General features: G+C 71.5%; 17 protein-coding genes and 2 pseudogenes. 13 read left to right on the top strand and 6 right to left on the bottom strand.

The window, feature by feature from the left end:
• Positions 1-6 precede the first annotated feature (6 nt).
• From DN069_RS20310 to DN069_RS20285, 5 genes are all read left to right on the top strand, one after another.
• Positions 7-321 carry a transposase gene (locus DN069_RS20310; protein ID WP_111502803.1) on the top strand — a complete coding sequence of 105 codons (315 nt, stop codon included), beginning with the start codon at positions 7-9 and terminating at the stop codon, positions 319-321.
• A 17-nt stretch (positions 322-338) separates the two neighbouring features.
• Positions 339-1,145, top strand: a complete 807-nt coding sequence (locus DN069_RS42870; protein WP_424556306.1) for an IS3 family transposase — start codon at positions 339-341, stop codon at positions 1,143-1,145.
• A gap of 597 nt (positions 1,146-1,742) precedes the next feature.
• Positions 1,743-2,663, top strand: coding sequence for a DUF2199 domain-containing protein (locus DN069_RS20295; RefSeq protein ID WP_165845560.1), 921 nt, complete (start codon positions 1,743-1,745; stop codon positions 2,661-2,663).
• Between the two features lie 2 nt (positions 2,664-2,665).
• The gene (locus DN069_RS20290; RefSeq protein WP_111502881.1) at positions 2,666-3,223 is read left to right on the top strand and encodes an SMI1/KNR4 family protein; all 558 of its coding nucleotides are present in this window, start codon (positions 2,666-2,668) and stop codon (positions 3,221-3,223) included.
• A gap of 216 nt (positions 3,224-3,439) precedes the next feature.
• Positions 3,440-5,281, top strand: a complete 1,842-nt coding sequence (locus DN069_RS20285) for a HEAT repeat domain-containing protein (RefSeq protein ID WP_133259983.1) — start codon at positions 3,440-3,442, stop codon at positions 5,279-5,281.
• Here DN069_RS20285 and DN069_RS42425 read toward each other — a convergent pair.
• Complete coding sequence (locus DN069_RS42425) at positions 5,272-5,406, bottom strand: hypothetical protein (protein WP_279387914.1); 135 nt, start codon at positions 5,404-5,406, stop codon at positions 5,272-5,274. The genes DN069_RS20285 and DN069_RS42425 overlap by 10 nt on opposite strands.
• 346 nt (positions 5,407-5,752) lie before the next feature.
• On the opposite strand from DN069_RS42425, the pseudogene DN069_RS20280 reads away from it, so the two are divergent.
• A pseudogene (locus DN069_RS20280) lies at positions 5,753-6,557 on the top strand (hypothetical protein).
• 36 nt (positions 6,558-6,593) lie between these two features.
• On the opposite strand, the gene DN069_RS20275 reads toward DN069_RS20280, so the two are convergent.
• On the bottom strand, positions 6,594-7,115 hold the full coding sequence (locus DN069_RS20275; RefSeq protein ID WP_111502797.1) for a hypothetical protein: 522 nt from the start codon (positions 7,113-7,115) through the stop codon (positions 6,594-6,596).
• A gap of 384 nt (positions 7,116-7,499) precedes the next feature.
• On the opposite strand from DN069_RS20275, the gene DN069_RS20270 reads away from it, so the two are divergent.
• Positions 7,500-8,669, top strand: coding sequence for a hypothetical protein (locus DN069_RS20270; RefSeq protein ID WP_133259982.1), 1,170 nt, complete (start codon positions 7,500-7,502; stop codon positions 8,667-8,669).
• 555 nt (positions 8,670-9,224) lie between these two features.
• Here DN069_RS20270 and DN069_RS20265 read toward each other — a convergent pair.
• From DN069_RS20265 to DN069_RS20255, 3 genes and pseudogenes are all read right to left on the bottom strand, one after another.
• Positions 9,225-9,725 (bottom strand): VOC family protein, encoded by a 501-nt coding sequence (locus DN069_RS20265; protein WP_111502793.1) that lies wholly within the window; start codon positions 9,723-9,725, stop codon positions 9,225-9,227.
• 89 nt (positions 9,726-9,814) lie between these two features.
• Positions 9,815-10,270, bottom strand: coding sequence for a GNAT family N-acetyltransferase (locus tag DN069_RS20260; RefSeq protein WP_111502791.1), 456 nt, complete (start codon positions 10,268-10,270; stop codon positions 9,815-9,817).
• Positions 10,271-10,306: 36 nt separating this feature from the next.
• Positions 10,307-10,914 (bottom strand): annotated as a pseudogene (locus DN069_RS20255) (mycothiol-dependent nitroreductase Rv2466c family protein).
• Positions 10,915-11,129: 215 nt separating this feature from the next.
• Here DN069_RS20255 and DN069_RS20250 point away from each other — a divergent pair.
• The 6 genes from DN069_RS20250 (at position 11,130) to DN069_RS20220 (ending at position 22,440) form a co-directional block, all read left to right on the top strand.
• A complete protein-coding gene (locus tag DN069_RS20250) occupies positions 11,130-12,584 on the top strand; it encodes a VMAP-C domain-containing protein (protein ID WP_111502789.1) in 1,455 nt (484 codons plus the stop codon).
• The gene (locus DN069_RS20245; RefSeq protein WP_111502787.1) at positions 12,581-13,699 is read left to right on the top strand and encodes an AAA family ATPase; all 1,119 of its coding nucleotides are present in this window, start codon (positions 12,581-12,583) and stop codon (positions 13,697-13,699) included. The genes DN069_RS20250 and DN069_RS20245 overlap by 4 nt, the downstream gene beginning before the upstream one ends.
• Entirely contained in the window at positions 13,699-18,093 is a 4,395-nt protein-coding gene (fxsT, locus tag DN069_RS20240; RefSeq protein ID WP_111502785.1) for an FxSxx-COOH system tetratricopeptide repeat protein, read from the top strand. Before DN069_RS20245 ends, fxsT begins: the two co-directional genes overlap by 1 nt.
• 82 nt (positions 18,094-18,175) lie before the next feature.
• The gene (locus tag DN069_RS20235) at positions 18,176-19,357 is read left to right on the top strand and encodes an alpha/beta fold hydrolase (protein ID WP_111502783.1); all 1,182 of its coding nucleotides are present in this window, start codon (positions 18,176-18,178) and stop codon (positions 19,355-19,357) included.
• A complete protein-coding gene (locus tag DN069_RS20230) occupies positions 19,354-20,469 on the top strand; it encodes an effector-associated domain 2-containing protein (RefSeq protein WP_111502781.1) in 1,116 nt (371 codons plus the stop codon). Before DN069_RS20235 ends, DN069_RS20230 begins: the two co-directional genes overlap by 4 nt.
• A 300-nt stretch (positions 20,470-20,769) precedes the next feature.
• Positions 20,770-22,440: an aKG-HExxH-type peptide beta-hydroxylase gene (locus tag DN069_RS20220; RefSeq protein WP_243639490.1), complete on the top strand. Its 1,671-nt coding sequence runs from the start codon at positions 20,770-20,772 to the stop codon at positions 22,438-22,440.
• Between the two features lie 27 nt (positions 22,441-22,467).
• On the opposite strand, the gene DN069_RS40125 is transcribed toward DN069_RS20220, so the two are convergent.
• Positions 22,468-23,286 (bottom strand): NAD(P)/FAD-dependent oxidoreductase (locus DN069_RS40125; protein WP_165845559.1); only part of this gene is annotated, 819 nt, incomplete at its 5' end.

The raw sequence follows: 23,286 nt of genomic DNA, 5'->3' as shown, positions 1-23,286 counted from the left end.
TCGATCATGGTGAGGCCACCGGCACTGCCGCCGGAGGAGAAGGTCCGGATCGTGCTGTCGATCCTGGCCGGTGAGATGACCGTCGCTGAGGCCGCGCGGCGGGCGAAGGTGTCCGAGCAGTCGATCGGGACCTGGAAGCGCCAGTTCCTGGAGTCCAGCCGGGCCGGCCTCGCGGGCAAGTCCGGCCCCAGCACCCGGGAACAGCAACTCGAAGCCCAGGTCGCCGACTTGACCCAGGCACTGGGTGAGGCGGCAGTCGAGCTGCGGGTGTGGAAGAAGTCCGCGGAGGGCCGGCTGGGCCCTTCGAGGACCTCGAGGTGATCCGCACCGAGGCGGGCATGCCGACCGCGAGGTTCTGCCGGCTCATCGGCGTGCCCGAGCGGACCTGGCGTCGCCACCAGGCCCGCGGCCGCCAGGGCGCGCAGGCCAGAGGACCGTGGCCGCGCCCGGCTCGCGAGAGCGTCCGGGAGACCGCCCGCCGACACGCGCTCGCGCACTCGGCCTGGGGCCACCGCAAGGTGTGGGCGATGTGCCGCCACGACGGCCACCGCGTCTCCCAGGCGACCGTGCTGCGGCTGTTGCGGGACGAGGGCCTGCTCCTGGAGGCGAACTACCAGCGGGAACGGCGCCAGCTCGCCGCCCGCCGCAATGCCGCCTTCGCGACCGAGCCGACTGGCCCGAACCAGGTCTGGCAGCTCGACTTCTCCGAGTTCGAGACGACCGGCGGCGGCATCTGGCGGCTTGCGGGCTGCCGGGACTACTGGTCGAAGTACGAGCTCGGCTGGCACGTGTCGCCCACCGCGAACCAGCACGACTACATCGCCGCGATCGAATCGGCACCGCCCCGCAGTGCGGCTGCCAGATGTCTCCGGTCTCTGGGTGGACCGGCACCAGCACCAGGTCGGCGGCTGGCTCGCCGAATCCTGGCCCCGCCAGGTCGAGCCGCTTCGCGCTTTCCCCGGTGGGTTGCAGCGCGCCGAGCGCCCGGCCGAGGAGTTCGGCGACCGGCCCGGGCGACACCTCGACCGCCGTGTCCCCGGCGGCCACCACGACCTGGGCGAGAGCGACGCCCGCCGGGACGTCCCGGTACTTGCTCAGCCGGTGCCACAGCGCGCCAGCGGCCAGCAGTTCCGTCCAGTCCATGACCGGCCGCTCCGGTGGGCCGGGCAGCCGCACCACCGCTTGCGGGACGAGCCGGACCACCTGCCAGCACCCGCAGTCGTCCATCCTCGTGCCGACCGGCAGATCGCAGCCCAGGCAGGCAAGGTTCGGCCCGTCTCTCCCGTCGATTCCCATGCAGTAGCCGCCGGCCCGTTCCAGGATCAGCCGGGTGCCGCGCAGGTCGCCGGGCGCGAGGAGGACAGTGCCCGACGGCCCGTCGGACAGCGCGCCGAACGGCGCGAAACGCCCCCGCTCCGCCGCCTCGCGCGCCCCGACCTCGTCCCACTGCTGCCACGGGGGCCCATACGGCTCGGGGTCGACGGCATACGTACCAGACTCCAGCAGAGGCGGGTGCAACGTCTCCCAATGCGTGCTGGCCAGGTGGATTGGCAACGCCACCTCCGACACCGCCGCGGTCAGCACCGCGCCACAGCCGGCACACCCGAACACCGCCAAGCCGTCCCCTCCCACCGCCGAAACCCCCGCATCCCACCAAGCAGGCCGACTGGCCGCAAGGGGTTTTCGGACCGCGCATGGCGCTCCGTGCTTCGGTGTCAGCGGGTCCGGCTAGGCTGCGCGCCGTGATCAGCCATCCAGTACCAGCTTGCTCCTGCTGCGGCGCTCCCACGCCGGACGACAAGCGCATCGATGTCAGATTCGGCCTCCCGGACGCCGTGTTCGGCGGTGACGAGCAGGGCCGACGGCACCCGGCGGACCTGCAGGCCCTGCTGCAGGCAGACGGGCACGGCTCCTTCGTCCGTTGCCTGCTGCCGGTCCGCCTCACGGACGGGATCGAGCTGGTGATAGGCACCTGGCTGCGGATCACCGACGCCGACCTCGCCCGCGCCGCGGAGGCGTGGGAGACCCCCGCCTATCGCGACCTGGTGTTCGAGGGAACCCTGGCGAACGCCACCCGCCCCTGGCAGGACCGCCTCCAAGACGCGCGGGTCACCGCCACCGTCCTGAACGAGGGCGAGATCCCGTATGTGACGGCGGCGGACAGCACGGCCGTCTCCGAGATCCTGACCGAGGAATGGGACCGCGACTACGTCCTGAGCCGCTTCGGCCACGCGCTTCCGGTGGCCGTTCGCACCCGCGTCGACGGGCGCTGGTCCATGGAGCGCACACCCGGCCTACAAGGCCGAGTCGTCGACGGCAGCCACCGTTTCCATGGCCCGGGCCGCACGGTCTTCCTCGACGCCCTGACGCGGCGCGAGCCGGACGCCGACCTTGAAGCCCAGCTCGCCGCGCTTCTCCAGGGCGCCCCGTCCGTACCGGCCGAGCAGCAGCTCACTGAGCGCGAACCGGGCTGCCTGCGGCATGCGTTCTGGACGACCACCGTGCGGGAGGGCAAGGAGCAGCACACGCTCTACGGCTTTGTCGTGGTGCCTGGCGCGGCCTTGGTCACCGGCTGCGTCTTCGACGAGACCGTGGACCTGGCGTGGGCTAAGCACGTCTGGCGCTCCATCCGCGTTGAGGACGGAGAGGAAACCACCCGATGACCCTGAACACCGAACACGCCTCCCCGGTCGACCTGCAGTTGCTCCGAGAGGAGTTCGGGGACGGCGGGCCGGAAGATGCTCTCGGCTGGGAGGCGGTCCACGCCTTCGAGGCACACAACGGTGTCGTGCTGCCCGAGCCCTACCGGACCTTCGTCGCCGAGATCACCGACGGCACATCGCTCGGCCCCACCGACTACGACGGGATCCTCCCGATCGGCGACCTGCCCGCCGACTGGCCGGACGCCCTCGCAGAGCGCGACCTGAGTATCCCCTTCCCGCTCACCGAACGATGGGTATGGGAGGAGGACGAGGAGGAACCCGACACGGACGCTGTCTTCCTGAACGGCTCCATCGTCCTGGGGACCGACGGATGCGGAATGAACTGGCATCTGATCGTGACCGGCGAGCACCGCGGTCACGTCTGGTTCATCTGCGGCGAGGGGGCCTCTCCCTTCGGCGCCGAATTCGGCGGCACCACGGGCCAGTCGGGCTTCGCCGGCTGGGTTCGTCACTGGGCCGAAGGCAAGCCGTGGTGCGACGTCATCGAGGACGGGTCCTGACCAACACCTTGCCCGTGCCGAGCGATTGGAGGCCAGCGAGCAGAATGTGCGGGTCAGAGCACCGCTCCGGCACCTGTTCACCGTCAGGGCAGCCCGAATCCGGTTGCGGAACCTGCGTCGACTGGACATGATCGGCCGCATGACGACTCTGTTGAAGGGCAGTGCCCTTTCCAGCCGGTGACCCCCGGCGGAACGGCCTTCGAGCCGGACCAACTCGTGGACGCATGGCTTGCCGCCGCACTCGCCGACCCGAGGGGGAGCGCTTACGGTGACGCCCGCAGCGCCCTGTTCACCGCCGTGCGCGAAGAACGCAACGGCCCCGTGGCCCGCCTGCTCTTCGGCTACTGCGAGCATCCTGATGCCGAAGCCCGCTGCCGGACCCTGCAGCTTCTGAACGACATGAGCTGGGGTGCGCAACCCTGGCACGTGGCCGCGGAGCATGCCCGATCGTGCCTTGCTGATCCGGACGGAACCGTCCGCCGCAGCGCGGCATGGCTCCTCGCGACCGCCGACCCGGAGCACGCCCTCGACATGGTCCGGGAACCGGACTCGCCCCTTGACCCGGTGGCTCGTCTCGCCCTCGTGGAGGCAATGTTCAGCTCGCACGGGGACCTCACCGGCGACGCGGCAACCACGCTCGCCGAAAGCCTGCGGACCGACCCGGACGAAGCAGTCCGACTCCGTGCAGCCCTCGCAGCGGTCCGCGTTGCTCCAGAGGAGCAGTGGCCGATGTGGGAGGACCTCGCACTGTCCTGCCTGCCGTCGGCCGGAGAGCGCCTGGGAGGCCCAGGCTCCAAGCTTGCCGTTCGTCCCGGCTGGTGGTGGTCGCTCGCGCTGGTCCGGCAGGACCGCGAGGAGGCGGCCTACAGCTGGGCGTCGCGTCTCGTCGCCCACCCGTCCTCGGTCGCTCGCCTGGCCGGCGCTGACATCGCCCGTGGGGCGCTGCGCCGTTGGCGTGGCGCGCCCGACCGGCTCTGCCTGCCTCTGAGCGCGGCTGTCGGCGACATCGACGCCAGGGTGCGCAGCGAGGCGGTGAGCAGTATCTGTGCGAGTCTGGACGCCTCCCGGCTGTGCGTGGACGTTCTGGCCGCGGTGCTGGAGGACCCGGGGATTCGGACCGAGGCTGCCATGGGTCTCGGACGGGTGGGGGATCAACGCGCTGCCGCTGTACTGAGTGGTCTCGTGAGAACAGGCTTCATGGCGCGCGGTTTCGTTGAGGCCGTCGAGGGCGTCATCCCGCCAAGCACCGACCCGGCGTTGTGGGTGGATGCTGCGCGTGAGGCCCTTCGCGCGGCTGACAAGCACTGCCCCGAGAACCGGTGGCACACGGGTTGTCCGCTGGCTGGGGCCCTGGCCGCCGCCGTCAGTCTGGGGGCGGCAGCCGCGCCACTGGTTCCCGAACTCGTGGCACTGGTGGACACGTCGGTGTCTTCGTCGCAGACGTGCCGCTCGTGGGTCCGCCGCCGGGCCCTTGACGTCCTCGCGGCTCTGGGACCAGCGGCTTCCTCAGCCGCACCGGCGCTGCTGCGCTGCCTCGAGCGGGAGGATCTGGCCGACACGTGCGCGGCCGTGCTCCTCGCGGTGACCGGAGAACGCACCCACGCCGAGCGCCGGCTCGACCAACTCCCGGACACCGTCCGGGCAATGCGCCGCGTCCTGCCGCTGATGGAGCGCCTCCACCTGTATGGCGGACTCGCACCCCGGCACGCGGAGCGGCTGAGCCGGATGGCGCAGGACCCAAGGCGTCTCCATCCACGCGCGATGCGCCTGCTCTGGAATGTGCAGGGCCCGGGCGTCGCGCCCCTGCTCCTCGACCTCCTACCGGACTACCTCACCGACGACGTGTTCGGCCTGGAGACCTGCGCTCTGCTCGGCGACATGGGTCCGTTCGCTCAACAGGTGGTTCCCGTAATCGAAGCGTTGGCGCACCGTTGCACACGGATCGGGGTGAACACGGGCGACGAGGACGAGGAACTCCGGATAGACGAGCACATTGCCCGCGCCGCGAGGTCGGCGCTGGAGCGGCTGTCTCCTGCGCACGGCGCCAGTCAGTGCTGACCGATGCCCTGTCCGTCCAGATAGTCGATCAACGCGGCTTCCTTTCGGAGCAGCCGGTCTCGGTTACCGGCAGGCAGCGCTGCAAGGGCGTCGACCAGGGCCCGCTCGCGGGGAACGTAGACCATGTTGCCCGAGTAGATCCGGCATCCCGAGCACCAGACGAACCCGATGCAGCGCTCGAAGCTGGAGGACCCGGGAGAGTGGAAGCGGTACTGGTAGGAGCGGACAGGCTCGTGGCATACAGTGCAGATCCAGCGGTCACCGTCGCGGACAGACCAGCCGTGGCCCGTCTTGCGCCAGGACTTTCGTCCGGCCGGTGCTCTTCAAGTTGCCATGCGGCCATTCTGCCCTCGGGCGGTGCCGAGGGACATTCGATTGCAAGGATCTGCCCACCGACCTGGGCACAGCCGTCGACGGAGACGGCCCTGCACCCGGAAGCGAGTGTCGGTGCCGGATGGCAGACTTCGCGCCATGTCCTTCGCCGATCTTTCCCTCGACCGCTGGCGCACCCTCGACCTGACTACGGCAACCCGGCAAGCCCAGGAGATCGCCCGCCGGGTCGCAGGTCGGGTCGTCCGGGTCGAAACGGTCGAACATCTCGGCGCCCCACTGCAGCGCGTCCTGATCGAGCGCAGCGGTCGGCAGTTCGCACTGATTCCGGGCGGCGTGGTCACGGTCGGCTTCGACCTGGACCGCTGGCAGGCGTCGCCTGAACAGCTGACCTGCTACCGCGGACCAGACCCTGGCGGGCGGGTTCCGCTTCGACCCCGATCCTCGCGCATACCTGGCCATGGTCCTCAGCCCGCGCCGAACCGTCACCGTGCCCGCCGTGCTCATGGCGGTGGAGAACGAGGCACTGCCCGCGCGGCCGGACGAGGTACCGGCGGCTCTCGCCGCCGAGGGGCTGCGGCTGCCGGGTCCGGATGAGTGGGAGCACGCCTGCGGAGCCGGAGTCGGCACGCTCTTCCGCTGGGGCGACCACTGTCCCCTGGACCGCTCGCCCTACGGGGACAAGACCGGACCGCAGCACCAGCCGAGCGCGTTCGGCCTGCGCATCGCCTAAGACACCTACCAGGCCGAGATGACCAGCGACCGGGACTCGGTGTACGGCGGCGACGGAGGAGAGTCGGTCTGCGGCGGCTACGGCAACTTCGTTGAGTGGCTGCCGCTGGCGACGGCCAACCGCAACCCCTCAATGGCCGAGTTCATTCACGGCCCCGAAGGCGAGGACATGTACGAGGACTTCCAGACCCGCCCGGTCCTCTACCTGACGTGATCAGAGCACTGCCGGCGAAGATCGCGTCGCCTCGGCTCAGGGCAGGTTCTCGCGAACCGATGCCCAGGCTTCGAGCTGATCCCTGATCAGTCCCGGGGGCAGGTGCAGCATCAGCCGGTCCACATGGGCGGTGAGGTTTTTGCAGCGGCGCAGCGTACCGATCTGCTCGATCGGGAGTTCTCGCCAGCCCCGCGCCAAGGATCCCGCCAGGTGTGGATCGAGCGGGAGCGCTGCGAGGGTGTCGGTGGCCAGGGCCTGCGGGTTCCAGTCGGGATCGGCGTCCGGGCCGAGGTGTTCGATGACCCAGCTCCGCAGCGAGAACTCCTGGTGACACATCCGGGCCTGCGCCCACGGGGTGTTGTCGTGGAACCGCTCGTTCGCCGCAAGCGCGAGCCTGGCCCAGCGCAGGCGGACCTCGCGTGGCTCGGTGGACCTATAGACCCGGGTCTGGGCAACCACGCGGACCCGTTCCAACTCCTGCCCGCGCGAAAGCCCAGCCATGTGAGCTTCGACGTCCTCGACGCTCCAGGAGCTGAGATTGAGAATCGGCTGCTGCATCTGGTGTCTCCGCTCAGCGCTGGCGCCTTGCCGACAAGAGAGTGCGGTGTCGTGCGTCGGCCTTCCGCTGTGCCCGCTGGCCCGGCGCGCCGATATGGCCTTCACCGTGCTCTTGGCTGTCGCTTTGACCACCTGCTCTCGGGACGTCCGTCTGGCCCATCGAGACGGACCGCATCCTCAGCCTGACGCCGTTACAGACTGACTCAGACGACTGTAGTCGGGCGCTGGCGAGCGAGCCGCTTTGGACTTGCCCATGGTCAAAGCCTCTGGAAGTAAAGGTGATTGGTTTGGCAGATCGTGGGTTGGCCCGGACCTAGGATGTGCGGACAGCATCTGGAGGCGGGGGCCATGGGATCGAATGGTGTGCTCGGACACTTGGCAGACATGTTCAAGGTGCTGCACAAGGAGGATGTAGCAACCGGGGCGCTGTGCTTCATGCTCCAGCGGCATCCTGCCATCCGCACGACACTGCTTTCTGTCCTCGCCGGCAGCGGGATTTCCGCGGAGGCGCAGGAGCAGATCCGATTCATGCCACAGGCCAGGTCCGGTGATGACAAGGCCGTCGTGGACATCGAAGGACGTATTGGTAGCCGGACATGGCTGTCCATCGAGGTCAAGTTGAACGCCCCGCTGCAACCCACCCAGCCAGTTGTCTATGCGGAGCGGCTTGAAGGTGGTGGTTCTCTCCTGTTCGTGTGTCCGGCTGTGCGCATTCCCCGGTTGCGCGCTGAGCTCATGGAGCGTTGTGCCGCTGTGGGGCTCGCGGCCCAGACCTCGCTCTGGGAGAGGGACGGGTACGGTGTCGAGTGGCTTGCCCTCACCGGGGGCCGCCGCGTCGGAATCACTTCGTGGCGTCTCGTTCTCGACCTGATTCGGCCCCCCGCGTTTGCGCCGGACCCCGGTCTGGCCTCAGACCACTACCAGTTGGAGGAGTTCGTGGCCACACACGAGCAAGAGCTGTGGTCCTGGGGCGCCGGCGAGCTGACCCAGGGCGGCTTTGGCCTGACCTTCGCGAAGGCGATCTACTCGACACGTGTGCTGTGCGGAATCGTTGCCGAAGAACTCGGCGTCCCGTTTCAACCGTCGTGGCAGACGACGCGTGCGTCGGACGCGTCGAGTCCAGCGCGGATCTGGGACTGGTTCGGAAGCCGTCAGAAGCTGCCGGGTGCTGACGCCGAGCTTGGGGTTTGTTTCGAACCGATCCAGAATTGGGGAGCATGCGCAGCTTCTCCCCTCCGCTTCGGTCTCACCGGCATGTCCGACAGCAGCGCAGAACGGCTGCGGCCGGTCTTCCGAGAGATGCACCGAGCAGCCCAGTTGATCTTCAACGAAGCTGGCCAAGACCTTGAGGCACCAGTCGACGGCTCCGATCTCACCTGGTGGATGCTGCCGTTCCCAGTGCGGTCTGATCGCACGGACCTCGAGATGTACCAGGACATGAAGGCAGCCGTGGAAGCGATACTCAAACCGCTGAAGGAAGTGCTTGAGCAGGGAAAGCCTGATCGGCTGGGCACGCAAGGACTGGCGACTACACTTTCGGAGCCCGCGGGCTGAGATCGCGCGGGCCGTCGACTGCAGCTCAACCCCGATCTTGCTCGGCCTTGATGTACGTGTCCCCGGCCATCTCTGAGGTCCGAGGTCCGGGGCATTCGTCTGGTAGAACGTGGACCGCCTCCGAATCGGGTGGTGGGAGCGTGGTGGGAGCGGCGGCGCCGGTCTTGGTCGGCACGCGATGGCCCCGATTGGACGGCATCTCGGCGGTGGCCTGGACAGATAGGCATTCGATGACGTCCCTGGTCAGTCGATGGCAGTGGCCGCACCTGACACAAATTCACTCTTAATCAGCGGGTCCGGGGTTCGAGTCCCTGGCGGCGCACCACCAAGGTGGTATCTGACCTGCGGCTTCATGACTGATCATGGAGCCGCAGGTTTTTTTGTGCCTGTGCTGGGAGCGGGGTGGGAGCACGGCACGGTGGGCGTAAGCGACAGTGCAGCACGGAGCGTGGCGCGAGTGCCGTGGATCGTGGCGGGCGCGGCGGTTCGGCGAAACGGTGGCATGGCACGCAGTTTGCGCCGGGCGGCGCGGCAGGCAGGCTGCTCTGACGGGCCTCAGGTCGCGGAGCCGGCGGCCGCTCCGGTGGTCAGGTCGGCGCCCCAGCGGGCGATGTCGGCTTCCAGGTCCAGGGACCGCATGTTCGACATCTCGTCAGCTGTCGGCCAGTCCTCGCGCGGCACTCGCCACATGACCTCGAACTCGTTGCCGTCCGGGTCCTTGGCGTAGAACGACTTGGAGCGGTGGTGGTCGGTGGCGCCGACGAGCGCGCCGCGCTCGCTGAGCGCCCGGCCGATCGCGGCCAGCTCGCCGAGGGTGCCGACCTCCCAGGCCAGGTGGTAGAGGCCGACGTGGCCGGGCTGGGGGCCCGGTGCGCCGGCGCCGATCGCGAAGAGGCCGAGATCGTGGTCGTTGAGCGTCTCGTCGGCGCTCAGGAACGCGGCGCGGCCGGGGATCTCGAGGGCGACCTTGAAGCCCAGCACCTCGGTGTAGAAGGCGACCGAGGTCGAGACGTCGCGGATGTAGAGGACCGCGTGATTGAGGCGGCGTACCGGCATGGGTGCCCTCCTTGCGAGGTTCAAGCGTGGACTGGTTCCCTTCGACGATACCAACTGGTTCGAATTTGAAACAAACGCCGAGGGTCCGCTCATCCGGACGGGAGCCGACTGCCCTCCCGGCGGAGCAGGCCGGCCTCGACGGCGCGGTCGGGATCGCGCCAGATCGCCATCGCGGTGTTCATGGGCAGGAAGCCGAGCCGGCCGTAGAAGGCCTCAGTGCCGGGGTTGGCGTAGAGGATGATCTTCTTGTGGTCGCGGGCCTGGTCCGCGAGTCGGCGCACGATCTCGGCGCCCAACCCCTGACCCTGGTGCGTGGGGTGCACCGCGACATGGCCGATGTAGGCGCAGTCCACCCCGTCCGCGAGGGCGCGGCCCGCCCCCACCAGCGCGCCGTCGGCGTACACGAAGCAGGCGTACCTGCTGTTGCCGTACACGGTCGCCAGCTCGGCCGCGGTGTTGTCCCCCAAGGGGGCCGCCCGGTAGAGGCGGCACAGTTCGTCGAAGTCCACGCCGTCGCTGCCGTACTGCCAGTCGTAGTCCTTCACAGGCTGTTTCTCTCTGCGCGAGGTGGGATGGGAGGCCTAGTCGAACCGCAGCTTGCCGCTGCGCTCCCGCTTCAGCTCGAAGAAGTCCGGGTGGGCGGAGAGCGTCCGGACCGCGTCGAAGAGCCGCGCCGCGTCCTCGCCGCGAGGGATGCTGTTCAGCACGGGCCCGAAGAAGGCGGTCCCGTCGATGTGCATGGTGGGCGTGCCCACGTACCGGCCCGCCGCCGGGTCCTTGCCCGCGTCGTGACTGCGCCGGAGCGCGGCGTCGTGGTCCGTCGAACGTGCGGCGTCCGCGAGTGTCTCCGGGAGGCCGAGCTCGGCCAGGGCCTCGACGGCGACCGCGTCGAAGTCCTGGTCTCCCTGCCGTGGATGCGGGTGCCGAGCGCGGTGTAGAGGTCACGGAGCACGTCGTCGGAGTGGTGCTCGGCGGCGGCGACGGCGACGCGGACGAGACCGAGGGAACGGTCGACGAGATCGCGGTACCAGTCGGGCAGTTCGTTGCCCTCGTTGTGCAGGTACAGGCTCATGACGTGGAACCGGACGTCGAGGTCGCGCAGCGGCTCCACCTCGAGGATCCAGCGGGAGGTGATCCAGGCGAAGGGGCAGGCGGGGTCGAAGTAGAAGTCAACGCGGGTCTGAGGCATGCCCCTAACGTAGTCAGTGGTTGGCCTGCTCAGGAGAGCCAATTCGACCGTGATCCATTGGTCCACTTTGTGGGAACCGGAGCGGTCGCGGCGCTCGTCCCACTCGTCAGCCACCCGTCAACACAGGCCAGTTGTGCCTCCGCGACGGGGTGGTCGTGTGCGAACACGCGTGATAACTTCGGCGCCCAACAGGCGCACTGGCGGTCGGGGGGCACGTGGTCGGGGAGCCTGGGCGGCTTTCATCGCTGAACAAGATCGTCGACGCACTCTGCGCGCTGCCCGCGCTGCGAGATCCCCAGCAGCGCTACGAGCTGACACAGGAGTTGGGCGAGGCGCTCGCGTGCGCGATCGAGTTGCGCGGCGACCGGATGCGGGACGACTGCCGGCAGATCGCCCGCGCGGCCCTGGGGCACCCGTCGGGGCTGGACCTGCTCGTCGACGTCGTCAAGCTGTTCGAGGGGCACGAGGCGGCGCGGGGGTTCCGTGAGGCGGTGGCTCCCGGGGCGCCGCCCGAGCCGCCGTCGATCCCGCTGGCGCCGGTCTTCCGGGACGAGGACCTGGACCGGGTCCGTGGCCTGCTGAGACGCGCCGAGGTGTGGGATCTGCGCTGGCTGCAACGGCAGTTGGCGCGCGACCTGACGCACGTCGTGCCGGAGCGCTCGACCGTGGTCGAGCTCTTCAACAGCATGCTGGAGCTGACAGCACAGCCGGACGAACTGCCGCCGGTGCTGCTGCTGGTGGAACGTGTGGCCGAGCGCGAGTCCCCGGCGTTGGCGGAGCTGCTGCGGGCCTGGAACGAGGATCGGGCACGTGAGCTGGGGGTTCTCGACGCGTTGCGGTCCCGCCGCGAGGAGGCGGCCGAGTTAGCCGCGAGTCCGATGGACGTGCCGCAGTGCCTGGTCATCATGGTCGATCCGGTCCGGGACGGCTCGGAGGACATCGAGGTGCGGCACTGGGTGAACCGGTTCCCCGACCGCTGGGCGCCACACCTTCAGGAGGACCGGCGGGCGACCCTGGCCACCCTGGAGGATGTCGTCGAGGGCATCATCCTCGCCACGGTCGGCAGTTGGGACACCAGACCCGGCGAGCCCGCCACCCACATCGAGTTCCTGCTTCCCTATTCCCTGCTCAACCATGACGTCGCCTGGTTCCGCCAGCGGGCGGGGGTGCTGGACACCGTGGTGATCGGGTCGCGCTACTGCGTCCACGTGCGCAGCCTGGAGCGGATGCGGATGTGGGCCCGCGACGGGCGGCTGCGCACCGACTGGCGGCAACGCTGGCGCAGCCTCGCGACCGCCAGGGCCCCGCTCTTCCCCGATCCGGACGCCTCACCGTCCGGATGGGGTGTCGAACTGATCGAGAATCAGCATCTCAACGCCGTGGTGCTGCATCAGCCACCGGTATCGGGACGAGGTTTGGCGGGGCTTCAGGCCGCCATCGCCCAGGGGGTCGGACTCGCGCTGTGGCATGCCAACGACGACTACTCCGCGTCGGCTCGTGGGATACTCATGGTGCTGTCCAGTAACGTGCCCCGACTGCTTCCCGAGCAGATCCGCTCCCTGCGTAGCAGGGCCATCGCGGACCCGGCCTCCGGCGAAGCGGTGCGTCATGTCGTCTGCCTGTGGGATGACCCGTTCCGTCCGGTGGAGTTGGAGGAGGAGCCGGCATGACCGAACAGCAGGCCTCGGCGCCGGACGCCGCGCCTGGCGAGGGGTGGTGGGCGTTCCGCGGCACAGGGCAGGCGCCTGCCGGCGAACCACCGGTGCTTCCCGATCCGCCGCCGTGGCGTGAGTTCGCGGGTGCGCCGCTGTGCGAGGCACCGCCGGGCGATCCGACGACGGCGGAGCGAAGGCTCGGCGGTCTGGACCCGCGGGCCACCCTCGGTCCGGAGGAGCTGGCCACCGTCAACGCCGCGGTGCTGCTGCGTCGCCCGCTGCTGGTGACCGGAGCGCCGGGGCTGGGCAAGTCCTCGCTGGCTCATCTGATCGCGCGAGAGCTCGGGCTCGGCCGGGTGCTGGAGTGGAACATCGTCAGCCGCTCCACCCTGCGCGGCGGGCTCAACGAGTACGACGCGATCGGGCGCGCCCAGTCGATCGCGGCCTGGCGAGCCGCCCGGGACGGCATCAGGGACGCCATCCGGGACGGCAGCCGGGACAGCGTACGGGCCGGAAGAAGCCCGCGCGACGGTGAGCCCGAGGCCGGGACGGACGAACCACCCGCGCTCGGTGACTTCCTGACGCTCGGTCCGCTGGGAACCGCCCTGCTTCCCTTCGAGCGCCCGCGCGTGCTCTTGATCGACGAGCTCGACAAGGCGGACCTGGACCTTCCCAACGACCTGCTGCACGTCCTGGAGAACGGCAGCTACGAGATCCCGGAGCTGGTCCGCAGTCGGGAGTCCCCGGTCAGCGTCTTCACCGACGACCCGGGCAGGCGCGCCGAGATCCGACACGGCCGGGTGGAGTGCCGCGCCTTTCCGATCGTGGTCATCACCAGCAACGGTGAGCGCGAGTTCCCGGCCGCGCTGCGTCGCCGCTGCCTCCCGCTGGAGATGCGGCCGCCGACCAGGGAACAGCTCGTCGCCGTGGTCGCCAGCCACCTGCGCCGGCGGCCGGAGGGGATCGAGAGCCTGCTGGACGAGTTCCACCGGCGCAGCTCCGGCGGTGGCACACACACGATCGACCAGCTACTCAATGCGGTGCACATGGTGGCGGGCGGCTATCGGCCCGAGGAGGATGACCGTACCCTGCTGGAGACGCTGCTCCGCGACCTTTCGAAGGGGCGCTGATGGAGGGTCTGCACAGGGAACGCGCCCCTGGCAGGCTGAGTTGGCGCGAGATCGCCGACGCCGCCTGGCTCGCCTCGGCGGTGCTCCGGAGCGCCGGTGACCAAGGCACCGGCGGTCAGAGCACCGGCGGTCAGAGCACCGGTGGCCAGGGCCAGGCCGGGCAGACGCCCGACGCGGGTTCCGGTCCGGACGAGGGCTCCGACCCCGTCGGCGGCGAGGCCTCGGACGACGGCGCCGAGGAGCTGCTGGCGGGCGCGGACGCGGCTCTGATCCGCCCCGACCCGGGCGACGCCGCACCGGGGGAGCTGCTCCTCGGACCGGGTGCTCCCGAGTCCCAGGCCCCCGGGGCCGACGAGTCGCCGGCGACCGCGGGCCGGACCGGGCCGCCGTCGGGCGAGGACGCGGCTTCGCACGACCAGGGACGCAGGGCGCTGCCGTTCCGGCTGGCGCGGCGTCACGGGGTCGCCCCGCTGGCGCGCGCACTGCGGGTGCTGCGCCGGGACGTCCCCGACTCCTTACGCCAGGAACTGGACGAGGAGCGCACCGCCGAGCGCGGGATGGCCGACGACCTCTGGCTGCCCTACACCCGGCGCCGCTGCCGACGCGCGCTCGAACTGCTGCTCTTCGTCGACACCGCGCCGACCATGGCGCCCTGGGCGCAGGTCGTCGCGCAGATCGCCGAGCAGGCCGTGTGGAGCGGCGCCTTCCGTGACGTCCGCATGCTGCGGCTGGAGGTCCCCGAGCACGGGGCGGCCGTGCTGCGGCACGCCGGAGGCGGCGTCGGCGACCCGAGCGAGGCACTCGGTCCGGCGGGCTCCCAGCTGTACCTGGTGGTCACCGACGGCCTGGCCCCGGGCTGGGCCGGCAGCGTGATGGACGGACTGCTCGGCATGCTTGCCCGCAAGGGGCCCACCGCCATCTCCCACGTGCTCCCCACCTCGTTGTGGCACCGGAGCTCCCTCGTCCCGCACCGGGCCCGCTTCGGGTCGGCCGGGTTCGCCGCCCCGAACACCCGGCTGCTGCACGACCAGCCACCCGAGCTGGAGGACCCGCTGAACCCGGCGGCCGCGCCGGGCCCGGGACGGGTCCCGGTGCCGGTGCTCAGCCTCAAGAAGGAGTCGTTCGCGGCCTGGGCCGCCCTGGTGGCGGGCGAGCCCGGGCTCCGGCTGGTGCTGCCCGGCGTCATGGCCGGCGCGCTGGCCCTGGGCAGCCCGGCGCCGGGGATGCGCGCGCCGCGGACCACCCGACCGCAGGACGCCCAGGCGGCGGTGCGCCGGTTCGCCTCGCTCGCCTCGCCCCCGGCTCGTCGCCTCGCGGCCCAACTCGCCGCCTCCGCCTTTCAGTTCGACGTCATCATGAGCCTGCAGCAGCGGCTGTCGCCGCGCACCGGGCCGTCCCAGCTGGCGGAGATCTTCATGGGCGGGCTCATCGACTGGAACCGTGAGGACACGCCCGGGCCGGACTTCGCCCTGGGCGTGCGCGAGGCGCTGCTCGCCACCACGTCCCGCTCCGAGGTGGCCGAGGTGGTCAGCACGCTCGCGGAGCTGCCCGCCGCCGGAGAGAGCGGGGCCAAGCTGCGGGCCGCGCTGATCGACCCGGAGGGCACGCCGCTGCCCGAGGCGGGCCAGCCGTGGATCACCGTGGAGAAGGCGGTGATGCGGGCGCTTTCCGGGCCGTACGCGGTGCGGGCGAGACGGCTGGCGGCATCCGTCGCGTCGGGTCATACCAAGCCTTCGACAGCAAACGCGCTGAATGCCGCAAATGTGCTAAAAGAGGGCGAGTCAGCTGGTGGACCGTCAGGAGTAGGTGCAGTGCCGCCCCTTGAGACAAGCACCGCGGTAGCGGAAAACATCGGATCGTCGGACCAGGAGAGGGAGAATCCGGTGGAGACCCGGTACGTGCGCACCGGTCAGCCCAAAGTGATGGGCAATGTGCCACCGAAGAATCCGCACTTCACGGGGCGGGAGGAACTGCTCGGCGCGGTCGCGGACCGGCTGCGCGGGGACGGGACCGCCGCCGTGCTCCCGCACGCCCTGCACGGCATGGGCGGCGTCGGCAAGACGCAGATCGCCCTGGAGTACGTCTACCGGCGGATGCACGAGTACAACGTGATCTGGTGGATCCCCGCAGAACGCGAGAGCCTGATCCTCGGCGCCCTGGCCGAACTGGCCGTGCGCCTGGGTCTGGAGACCGGCCCCCAGGCCAACACGGCCGTCCCGGCGGTGCGCGAGGCGTTGCGCACGGGCCAGCCGTACGACAACTGGCTGCTCGTCTTCGACAACGCCACCGACATCGACACCGTGCGTCGCTACTTCCCGATCGGCGGCCCCGGGCAGATCATCGTGACCTCGCGCAACCCGGAGTGGGAGCGCGTCGCCAGGCCGCTGACGGTGGACGTGTTCCAGCGCGAGGAGAGCATCGCACTGCTCCAGCGCCGGGCGCAGGCGCTCTCGCGCGAGGACGCGAACCGACTGGCCGAGGCGCTCGGTGATCTGCCGCTGGCCATCGAGCAGGCCGCGGCCTGGCACGCGGCCACCGGCATGACCGTCGGCGAGTACCTGGAACTGCTCGAGCAGCGGCGCCCCGGCATCCTGCAACTCGACCCCGCCCCCGACTACCCGCTGCCGGTCGCGGCCGCCTGGGACATCTCGCTGGAGCGGCTGTCGGCCGAGAACCCGGCCGCCCGCGACCTGCTCCAGGTCTGCGCCTGCATGGCCCCGGAGCCGATCCCGCTCAGCCTGCTGCGCACCCCCCGGAGCGTCGAGGTCAGCCCGCTGCTCGACCCGGTGCTCCAGGATCCGGTCAAACTGGGCCGGGCCACGCGCGAGTTGAGCCGGCTCTCACTGATCCGCCTCGACCACAAGACCGGCACCCTGCAGATGCACCGGCTGATGCAGGCCGTGCTCCAGGCCGGGATGGACGAGCAGCGCACCGGGGAGATGCGCCGCGCCGCCCAGGTGCTGCTGGCGGCGGCCAAGCCGGCCGGCTCCACCTCGGCGGCCGACCAGTGGCCCGCGTTCCAGGCGCTGCTGCCGCACGTCCAGGCCTCCGGGGCGGCCGAGAGCACCGACCCGTGGGTCCGTGAGCTGGTCTACTCGGTGGTCGACTACCTCTTCTACTGGGGAGCCCACGAGACCGCGGCCCAGCTGGCCCGCACTGCACTGATCGCCTGGCGGGTCGAATCCGGCGAGGAGGACCCGCTGGTCATCCAGATGACCAAGCAACTCGCCTTCCTGCTGCGCTTCCTCGGCGGCTTCGAGGAGTCGTTCACCCTGACGGAGCAGGCCCTCGAGGTCTCCCGCAGGGCGTCCGTGGCCGAGGAGGAACTGCTGGACTCCATGCGGCAGATGTCCATGGCCCTGCGCTACCGGGGCGACGTATCCGCCGGGCTCCGGATCGACCGGGAGGCCTACACCCGCGCCCGCGACCTGTTCGGCCCGGACGACCCCTCCGCGCTGATCATCGCGCACGACCTGGGCCTGGCTCTCAAGTTCGCGGGACGTTTCGGCGAGGCGCTGGAGCTGGACGAGGAGACCGCCCAGCAGCGCGAGCAGGTCTTCGGCCCGCTGGACGCGCGCACCCTGAACACCCTCAACGCCATCAGCGTCGACGTGCGGGAGTCGGGCGACTACGCGCGGGCCCGGCTGCTCCAGGAGGAGACCTACCGCAGCTACTGCACCGCCTTCGGCGTGGACAACGCCGCCAGCGTGCGCGCCGCCCGTGAGCTCGCGGTGTGCCGTCGGCGCGACGGGGACCTGGCCGGCGCCGCCGGGCTCAACGAGGAGACGCTCCAGCGCCTGCGCACCCGCTACGGCGACACCTACATCGACACGCTCAGCACCGCCATGAACGCGATGGTCGACCGACGGCTGCGCGGCGAGCCCGGCGCCGCACGCGAGATCGGGGAGGAGACCGTCAAGCGCTTCGCGGAGAGCCTCGGCCCCGGCCACCTGTTCACCCTGAGCGCGCAGGTCAACCTGGCGGCTACGTTGCGCGCGCTCGGCGAGGTTTCCGGCGCGACCCGGCTGGACGAGGAGGCGGTGGAGGGTTTCCGGCGCGCGCTCGGGGAGCGCCACCTGTTCACCCTGACCGCGGAGCTCAGCCGCGCCAACGACGACTACGCCGCGCTTGAGTTCGAGGCCGCGCGGGAACGCGACGAGGCGGCCCTGCGCCTGCTCGAAGCGGAGGCGGGCGAGGACCACCCGGTCACCCTCGCGTGCCGCGCCAACCTCGCGCTCGACCTGCGCGGCCTCGGCCGACTGGAGGAGGCCGACGAGCACCACGCGCAGGCGCTCGAGGGCCTGCGCCGGGTGCTGGGCCAGCAGCATCCCACCACCACGGCCGCGGGACTGCACCAGCGCATCGAGTTCGACCTGGCCGCGCTGCCCATCTGAGGCGCGGCGCGCCCGGAGTGGCGTTCCGGGCGGCACGGGCAGGCGGTCGTCGGCGTTCGAAGGTCGGAGTACAGAGGGGCTCATGGGTACAGCGGTCTTCGTACACGGGACGGGTGTTCGTGAGCCCCGCTTCTCCGCGCTCTTCCAGCGCGTCTGCGAGGGGCTCGGGGAGCAGACGCCGCAGCTGACGGCGGTGCCCTGCTACTGGGGCGGCGACCTGGGCGCACGGTTGCGGGCCGACGGCGCGTCGATACCCGGACACGCCCGCACACGCGGCGGGCCCGAGCCGGAGGACCCGGTCGCGCTCTGGGACGTGCTCTACCGGGACCCGCTCGCCGAACTCGCGGCCGCCGCAGCCGGCGCCGCGGAGCCCGGCGAGCTGCCGCCGGGGGCGGCGCTCCCCGGGGAGCGCCCGCGCAAGCTGCTCCGCGTCCTGGCCGATGCCCTCACCGCCGCCACGGGTCCCGCCACCGTGCCGGTGCCGGCCGAGCTGCGGGACGGAATGGCCGACGCCGCGGCCTCGTTGCAGGGCAGCGAACTGCTGCCGGGTGCGGACGAACGGCTCGACGACCAGGAGCTGGCCCTGATGCTGGCCCGCTCGGTGGTGGCCGCGGCCGTCGCCGCACAGTTGGACGAGGACACCGCCGTGGTCTGCGACGGCGCGGCCCGCGACCGGGCGGTGGCCGCCGCGGCCGGCGCCATGGGCGCGGCGGCGCCCGGTGCGGACCGGGCGCCCTCGCCGACCCGCCTGCTGCTGCGTCCGCCGCTGTGGCTGGCGAGCCGTCAGGCGGTACGCCGACGCCGGTCCCTGACCGACGCGGCTCATCCGTTCGCGGGCGACGTGCTGCACTACCTCGCGCGCGGCGAGCGGATCCGGGCCCGCCTTCGGGAGACCGTGCTCGGCGTGGAGGGCCCGGTCGTGCTGATCGGCCACAGCCTGGGCGGGATCGCCGCGCTGGAGACGCTGGTCGCCGAGCCCTTGCCGCAGGTCGAACTGCTGGTCACGGTGGGTTCGCAGGCGCCCTTCCTGTACGAGACGGACGCGCTGCCCACCCTGCCGTACCCCTCGGTGCTGCCCGAGCACGTGCCGCGCTGGCTGAACCTCTACGACCGCCGCGACCTGCTCTCCTACATCGGCGCGGGGATCTTCCCCGGACGGGTCGAGGACGTGGAGGTCGACAACGGCCAGCCGTTCCCCGCCTCGCACAGTGCCTACTGGAGCAACCGCGCCGTCTACCGCGCCGTCGCGGAGCGGCTGGCATGACGTCACCGGAGCTCACCCACGCGCTGATCGTGGGTGTGGAGCGGTACGCGGCGGGACCCGCGTGGGACCTGCCGGGGCCGGCCTCCGACGCGCTGCGGTTCCGGTCCTGGCTGCTGGGGCGCGGTGTCCCGGCCGCGAACATCGTGACCCTGCTCGCTCCACTGGCCGCCCCCGAGGAGAGGCCGGGCGCGCGCGAGGCCGCCCGCGAACAGGTGGCCGTCTACGAGCGGGTGCGTGACGCCGTCACCACCTGCTCGGCCCCACGGCAGGACAGTCTGCTGTGGGTGTGGTGGGGCGGCCACGGCGTGCTGGACCGCGACGAGCACCTGCGCCTGTTCTGCGCCGACGCGGGCGCGGCCGACAAGCGCAACCTCGACCTGGAGTCGGCGCGGCGCACCCTGGCGACCGATCTGAACCGCTGCTTCACCCGGCAGATCTGGATCGTCGACGCCTGCCAGACCTTCGTCGAGGACCACCGCTTCGTCGCCGACCTGCCCGGCGAACGGCTGCCTGCGGGCCGACGGGTGCCGGACTGCGAGCAGGTGCTGCTGGTGGGCGCCTCCCGCGGCCAGCGGGCCCTGAACGACCCGGACCGGCGCACCGGTCTCTTCTCCGACCTGGTGCTGACCGAACTGGAGCGGTCACCGGCCGCTGGGCCCTGGCCTCCCGAGCCTCGGCAGCTCTTCCGTGCTGTCGACGCGCGGCTGGCGGAACTGCGCCGGCAGGGCAGCGCGGATCAGTTGCCCCGGATCGCCGTCCACGCGCCGGAGTCCGCGGTCGTCCCGTCCCCGTCGGGGTCCTTGCCCCAGGCCGTGCGGACGGTCGCGAGGGGAGAGGTCGTCGAGGCGCTGCTGGCCTACCCGCTGACCGCCGACCCGGTGCAACGACAGTCCCTCGTCGACGCGCTGAGCACGGACTGCGTGGAGCGGATGCCGCGGCACCATGTCCTGCGCACCGACGTGGTGATGATGACAGGTCACCTCAGCCGCACCCCCGCGTGCCTGTGGAGTCTTTACGATCTGGTCCGGATGCTCGACCCTGATGAGAGGCGCGGCAAGGCGCTCGAGGCCGCGGTGCAGCGGTGCGTGGGACAGCGCGGCGAGACCGGCTGACCGTCCGATCCAGGTTACCGGCGCGTCTGTATGGGAAGACCATGACAACGTCAACAGTGAGTGCGTGAAGGGGGATCGCACGTTGGGTGCACCGACTGCCGGGGACCGCATCGGGCCCGACGTCGTCATGGCCGACGTCATCGAATCGGGCGCCGTCCCATCGGATGTGCCCGACCTCGCAGGCGTGGCTCTCGCCGACCTGTGCGAGCTCGTGGCTCCTGTCGGTCATCCACGCCTGATGGCCCAGGTGCACCGACCGCGTGGCGGCGCCACGATGGGCGGCGAACCGGGCAGGGCGGAGTGAGCGAGGCGCCCGCGCTGAGCATGCCGGGCGCCTGGTTCGACGAACTCGCCGCCGGCGGGGGGTCTGCCGAGGCGGTCGGCTTCCTGCTGGAGGGCGAGCGCGCCCGCCGACTGCTGCTGCTGCGCCGACTGCTCGACCGGCTCCGTGCGGACGGCGACCTGCCCGGCGGCGCCGAGGCTGTGGACCGGTCGTGGAAACTCCTCTCCGCCGCGGCACGCGCTCAGCCGGCCGCTGCGGAACTGATTCTGATGAGTCCTCAGGTCGGCTCCTGGCTGGGCCACGCGCTGCGGAGACTGCACGGCTCATCGTCCGGGCCCCCGCTCCGGGTGGACCTGGGCCACCTCGCGGCCGTCGCGCTGGCGGCCTGCGTCCGGGCGGGGCTGGACGCCGACACGGAGATCCCGGTGCGCGACGGCGTGGTGCCGTTGCCGACCCTGGGCGTCGCGAGGCTCAACGATTCGAGGTCGGGCGGCCGAGGCTTGGGTGGGACGTCCTCGGGTGACTACGGGGCCGCTGTGGCGCGCCTGCGCGGCCCGGCGCTGCACCTCGACGACGGTCGGAGCGCCGTGGAGGTCCGGCCGTTGGACCGCGCGGGCGGATCGGCCTGGGACGCGCTGCATGTGCTCACGGCTGATGCTCCATCACCGGCTTGGACCTGGCTGGACGATGTCGACCCGTACCGGGATCTCGACGAGCCGATCGCGCCGCAGCGCCTGGACGACGCCGAGGTCGAGCAGTGGAGACGCCGCTTCGTCGAAGCCGTGGACCAGTTGACCGCACCGCCGGGCCGGCCGGGCGGGTTGCACGTGGAGCAGGTGCGCTGCATCGTCCCCTGGAACGTGGACGCCGCCCCCGGTCTCCCGTCGGCGGCCGACTACAGCGCCTCCACCGGGGACGCCTTCGGGGCGATGATCGTCGCGTTGCCGCAGGACGGCGCCTCGCTCGCGGCGACGATGGTGCACGAGTTCCAACACAGCAAGCTCGGCGCGCTGCTCCACCTCTTCCCGCTGCTGGAGGACTCGGGCCGGGAGGAGTTCTACGCACCCTGGCGCTCCGACCCCCGCCACGTCACCGGTCTGCTGCACGGCGCCTACGCCTTCACCGGCGTGGCCGGGTTCTGGCGCGAGCACCACGCCCGCACCGGCTCGCCCGAAGCCGCCTTCCGTTTCGCCCAGCGGCGGCTCCAGGCCCGCCTGGTGACGCGCACGCTGTCGACCCGGGCGCAGCTCACCCCTGTCGGCCGCCGGCTGGTCCGCGGGCTCACCCGCACGCTCGACGGCTGGCTCCGGGAGCCGCTTCCGGCCGTGATCCGGGCCCGCGCCCGTGCCGCGGTCAGACGGCATCGGGTCGAGTGGAGGCTGCGCAACCTGCGCTCCCGTCCCGAGGAGCGGCAGGCGTTGGCTCTGGCCTTTCACGCGGGCGGAGCCCCCGTGCCCGGATCGGCCTTCGCTCCGGTTCTCGCCGTCGAGCCGGCCCGGGCCTTCACGACCCGCCCGGAGCCCTCGGCCCTCGCGGACTGGCTGCTGGAGGCGGTCGCCCAGCGGCCCACCTACCGGCCCGTGCTGTACCGGCCCGAACGGCTCGCCGCGCTCGTCGAGGCGACCGGCTCCCCGGCCCGGCCGGCGGACCTGCACCGCCTGACCGCCTGGCTCGCGACGCGGGCCTGACGGCCCGCCGCCACCCACCGGCGCGCGTCACCCCCGCAGGTGGCCGAAGAGGCCGGCCAGGAGGCGGGTCGCGGCGGGGCTGGAGGTCACGGCACGGTTGAGCAGGGGGCGGTAGCCGAAGCGGGCGAAGACGTGCCCGGCGACGACGTTGCCGAGGAGGTAGTGGCGGGACCAGCGGCGGTGCACCTCCTTCGGGTAGTGGTGCAGGGCCTGCTCGCGGCGGGCGCCCGAGGGGCGGGTCAGGGCGAGGGCGACGGATTCCGCCGCGATCTCGCCCGCCTCCATCGCCTCGCCGATGCCCTCGCCGCTCCAGGGGCTGACCATGCCGGCGCTGTCGCCGACCACCAGCATCCCGTCGCGGTACTGGGGACGCCGGTTGAGCCCCATCGGCAGGGCCGCGCTGCGCAGCGGCGACTCCGCCGCGGCCTCGTCGAGCTTCCAGCCCTCCGGGAGGCGCTTGATCCACTCGCCGAAGCTGGCACGCAGGTCGATGGCGCCGTGCTTGCGGTGCGGAATACCGCCCAGGCCGAGGTTGACCCGGCCGTCGGCGAGCGGGAAGAGCCAGCCGTAGCCGGGCAGCGCCGCGTCGGCGCCCGCGAAGCGCAGGTCCGCCCACAGGTGCAGGAACTCGTCGTCGGCGAAGGCGTCCGTGCGGTAGTAGCGGCGGGCGGCCGTCGCGATCGGGGTGCGGTCGTCGCGCCGCCATCCGGTGGCCAGCGCGGTCCGCGCCGGCGCGCCGTCGGCGGCGATCACGACGTCGGCGCGGTACTCGGCCGACTCGCCGTCCTCCCCGACGGCGGTCACCCCGACGACGCGTCCGGCCGCGTCGGTCAGCGGGGCGGGCGC

The sequence above is a fragment of the Streptacidiphilus pinicola genome (genome assembly GCF_003258295.1).
Lineage (GTDB): Bacteria > Actinomycetota > Actinomycetes > Streptomycetales > Streptomycetaceae > Streptacidiphilus > Streptacidiphilus pinicola.
Note: the sequence above shows the minus strand (reverse complement) of the source record. Positions and strands in the feature narration are given on the sequence as shown.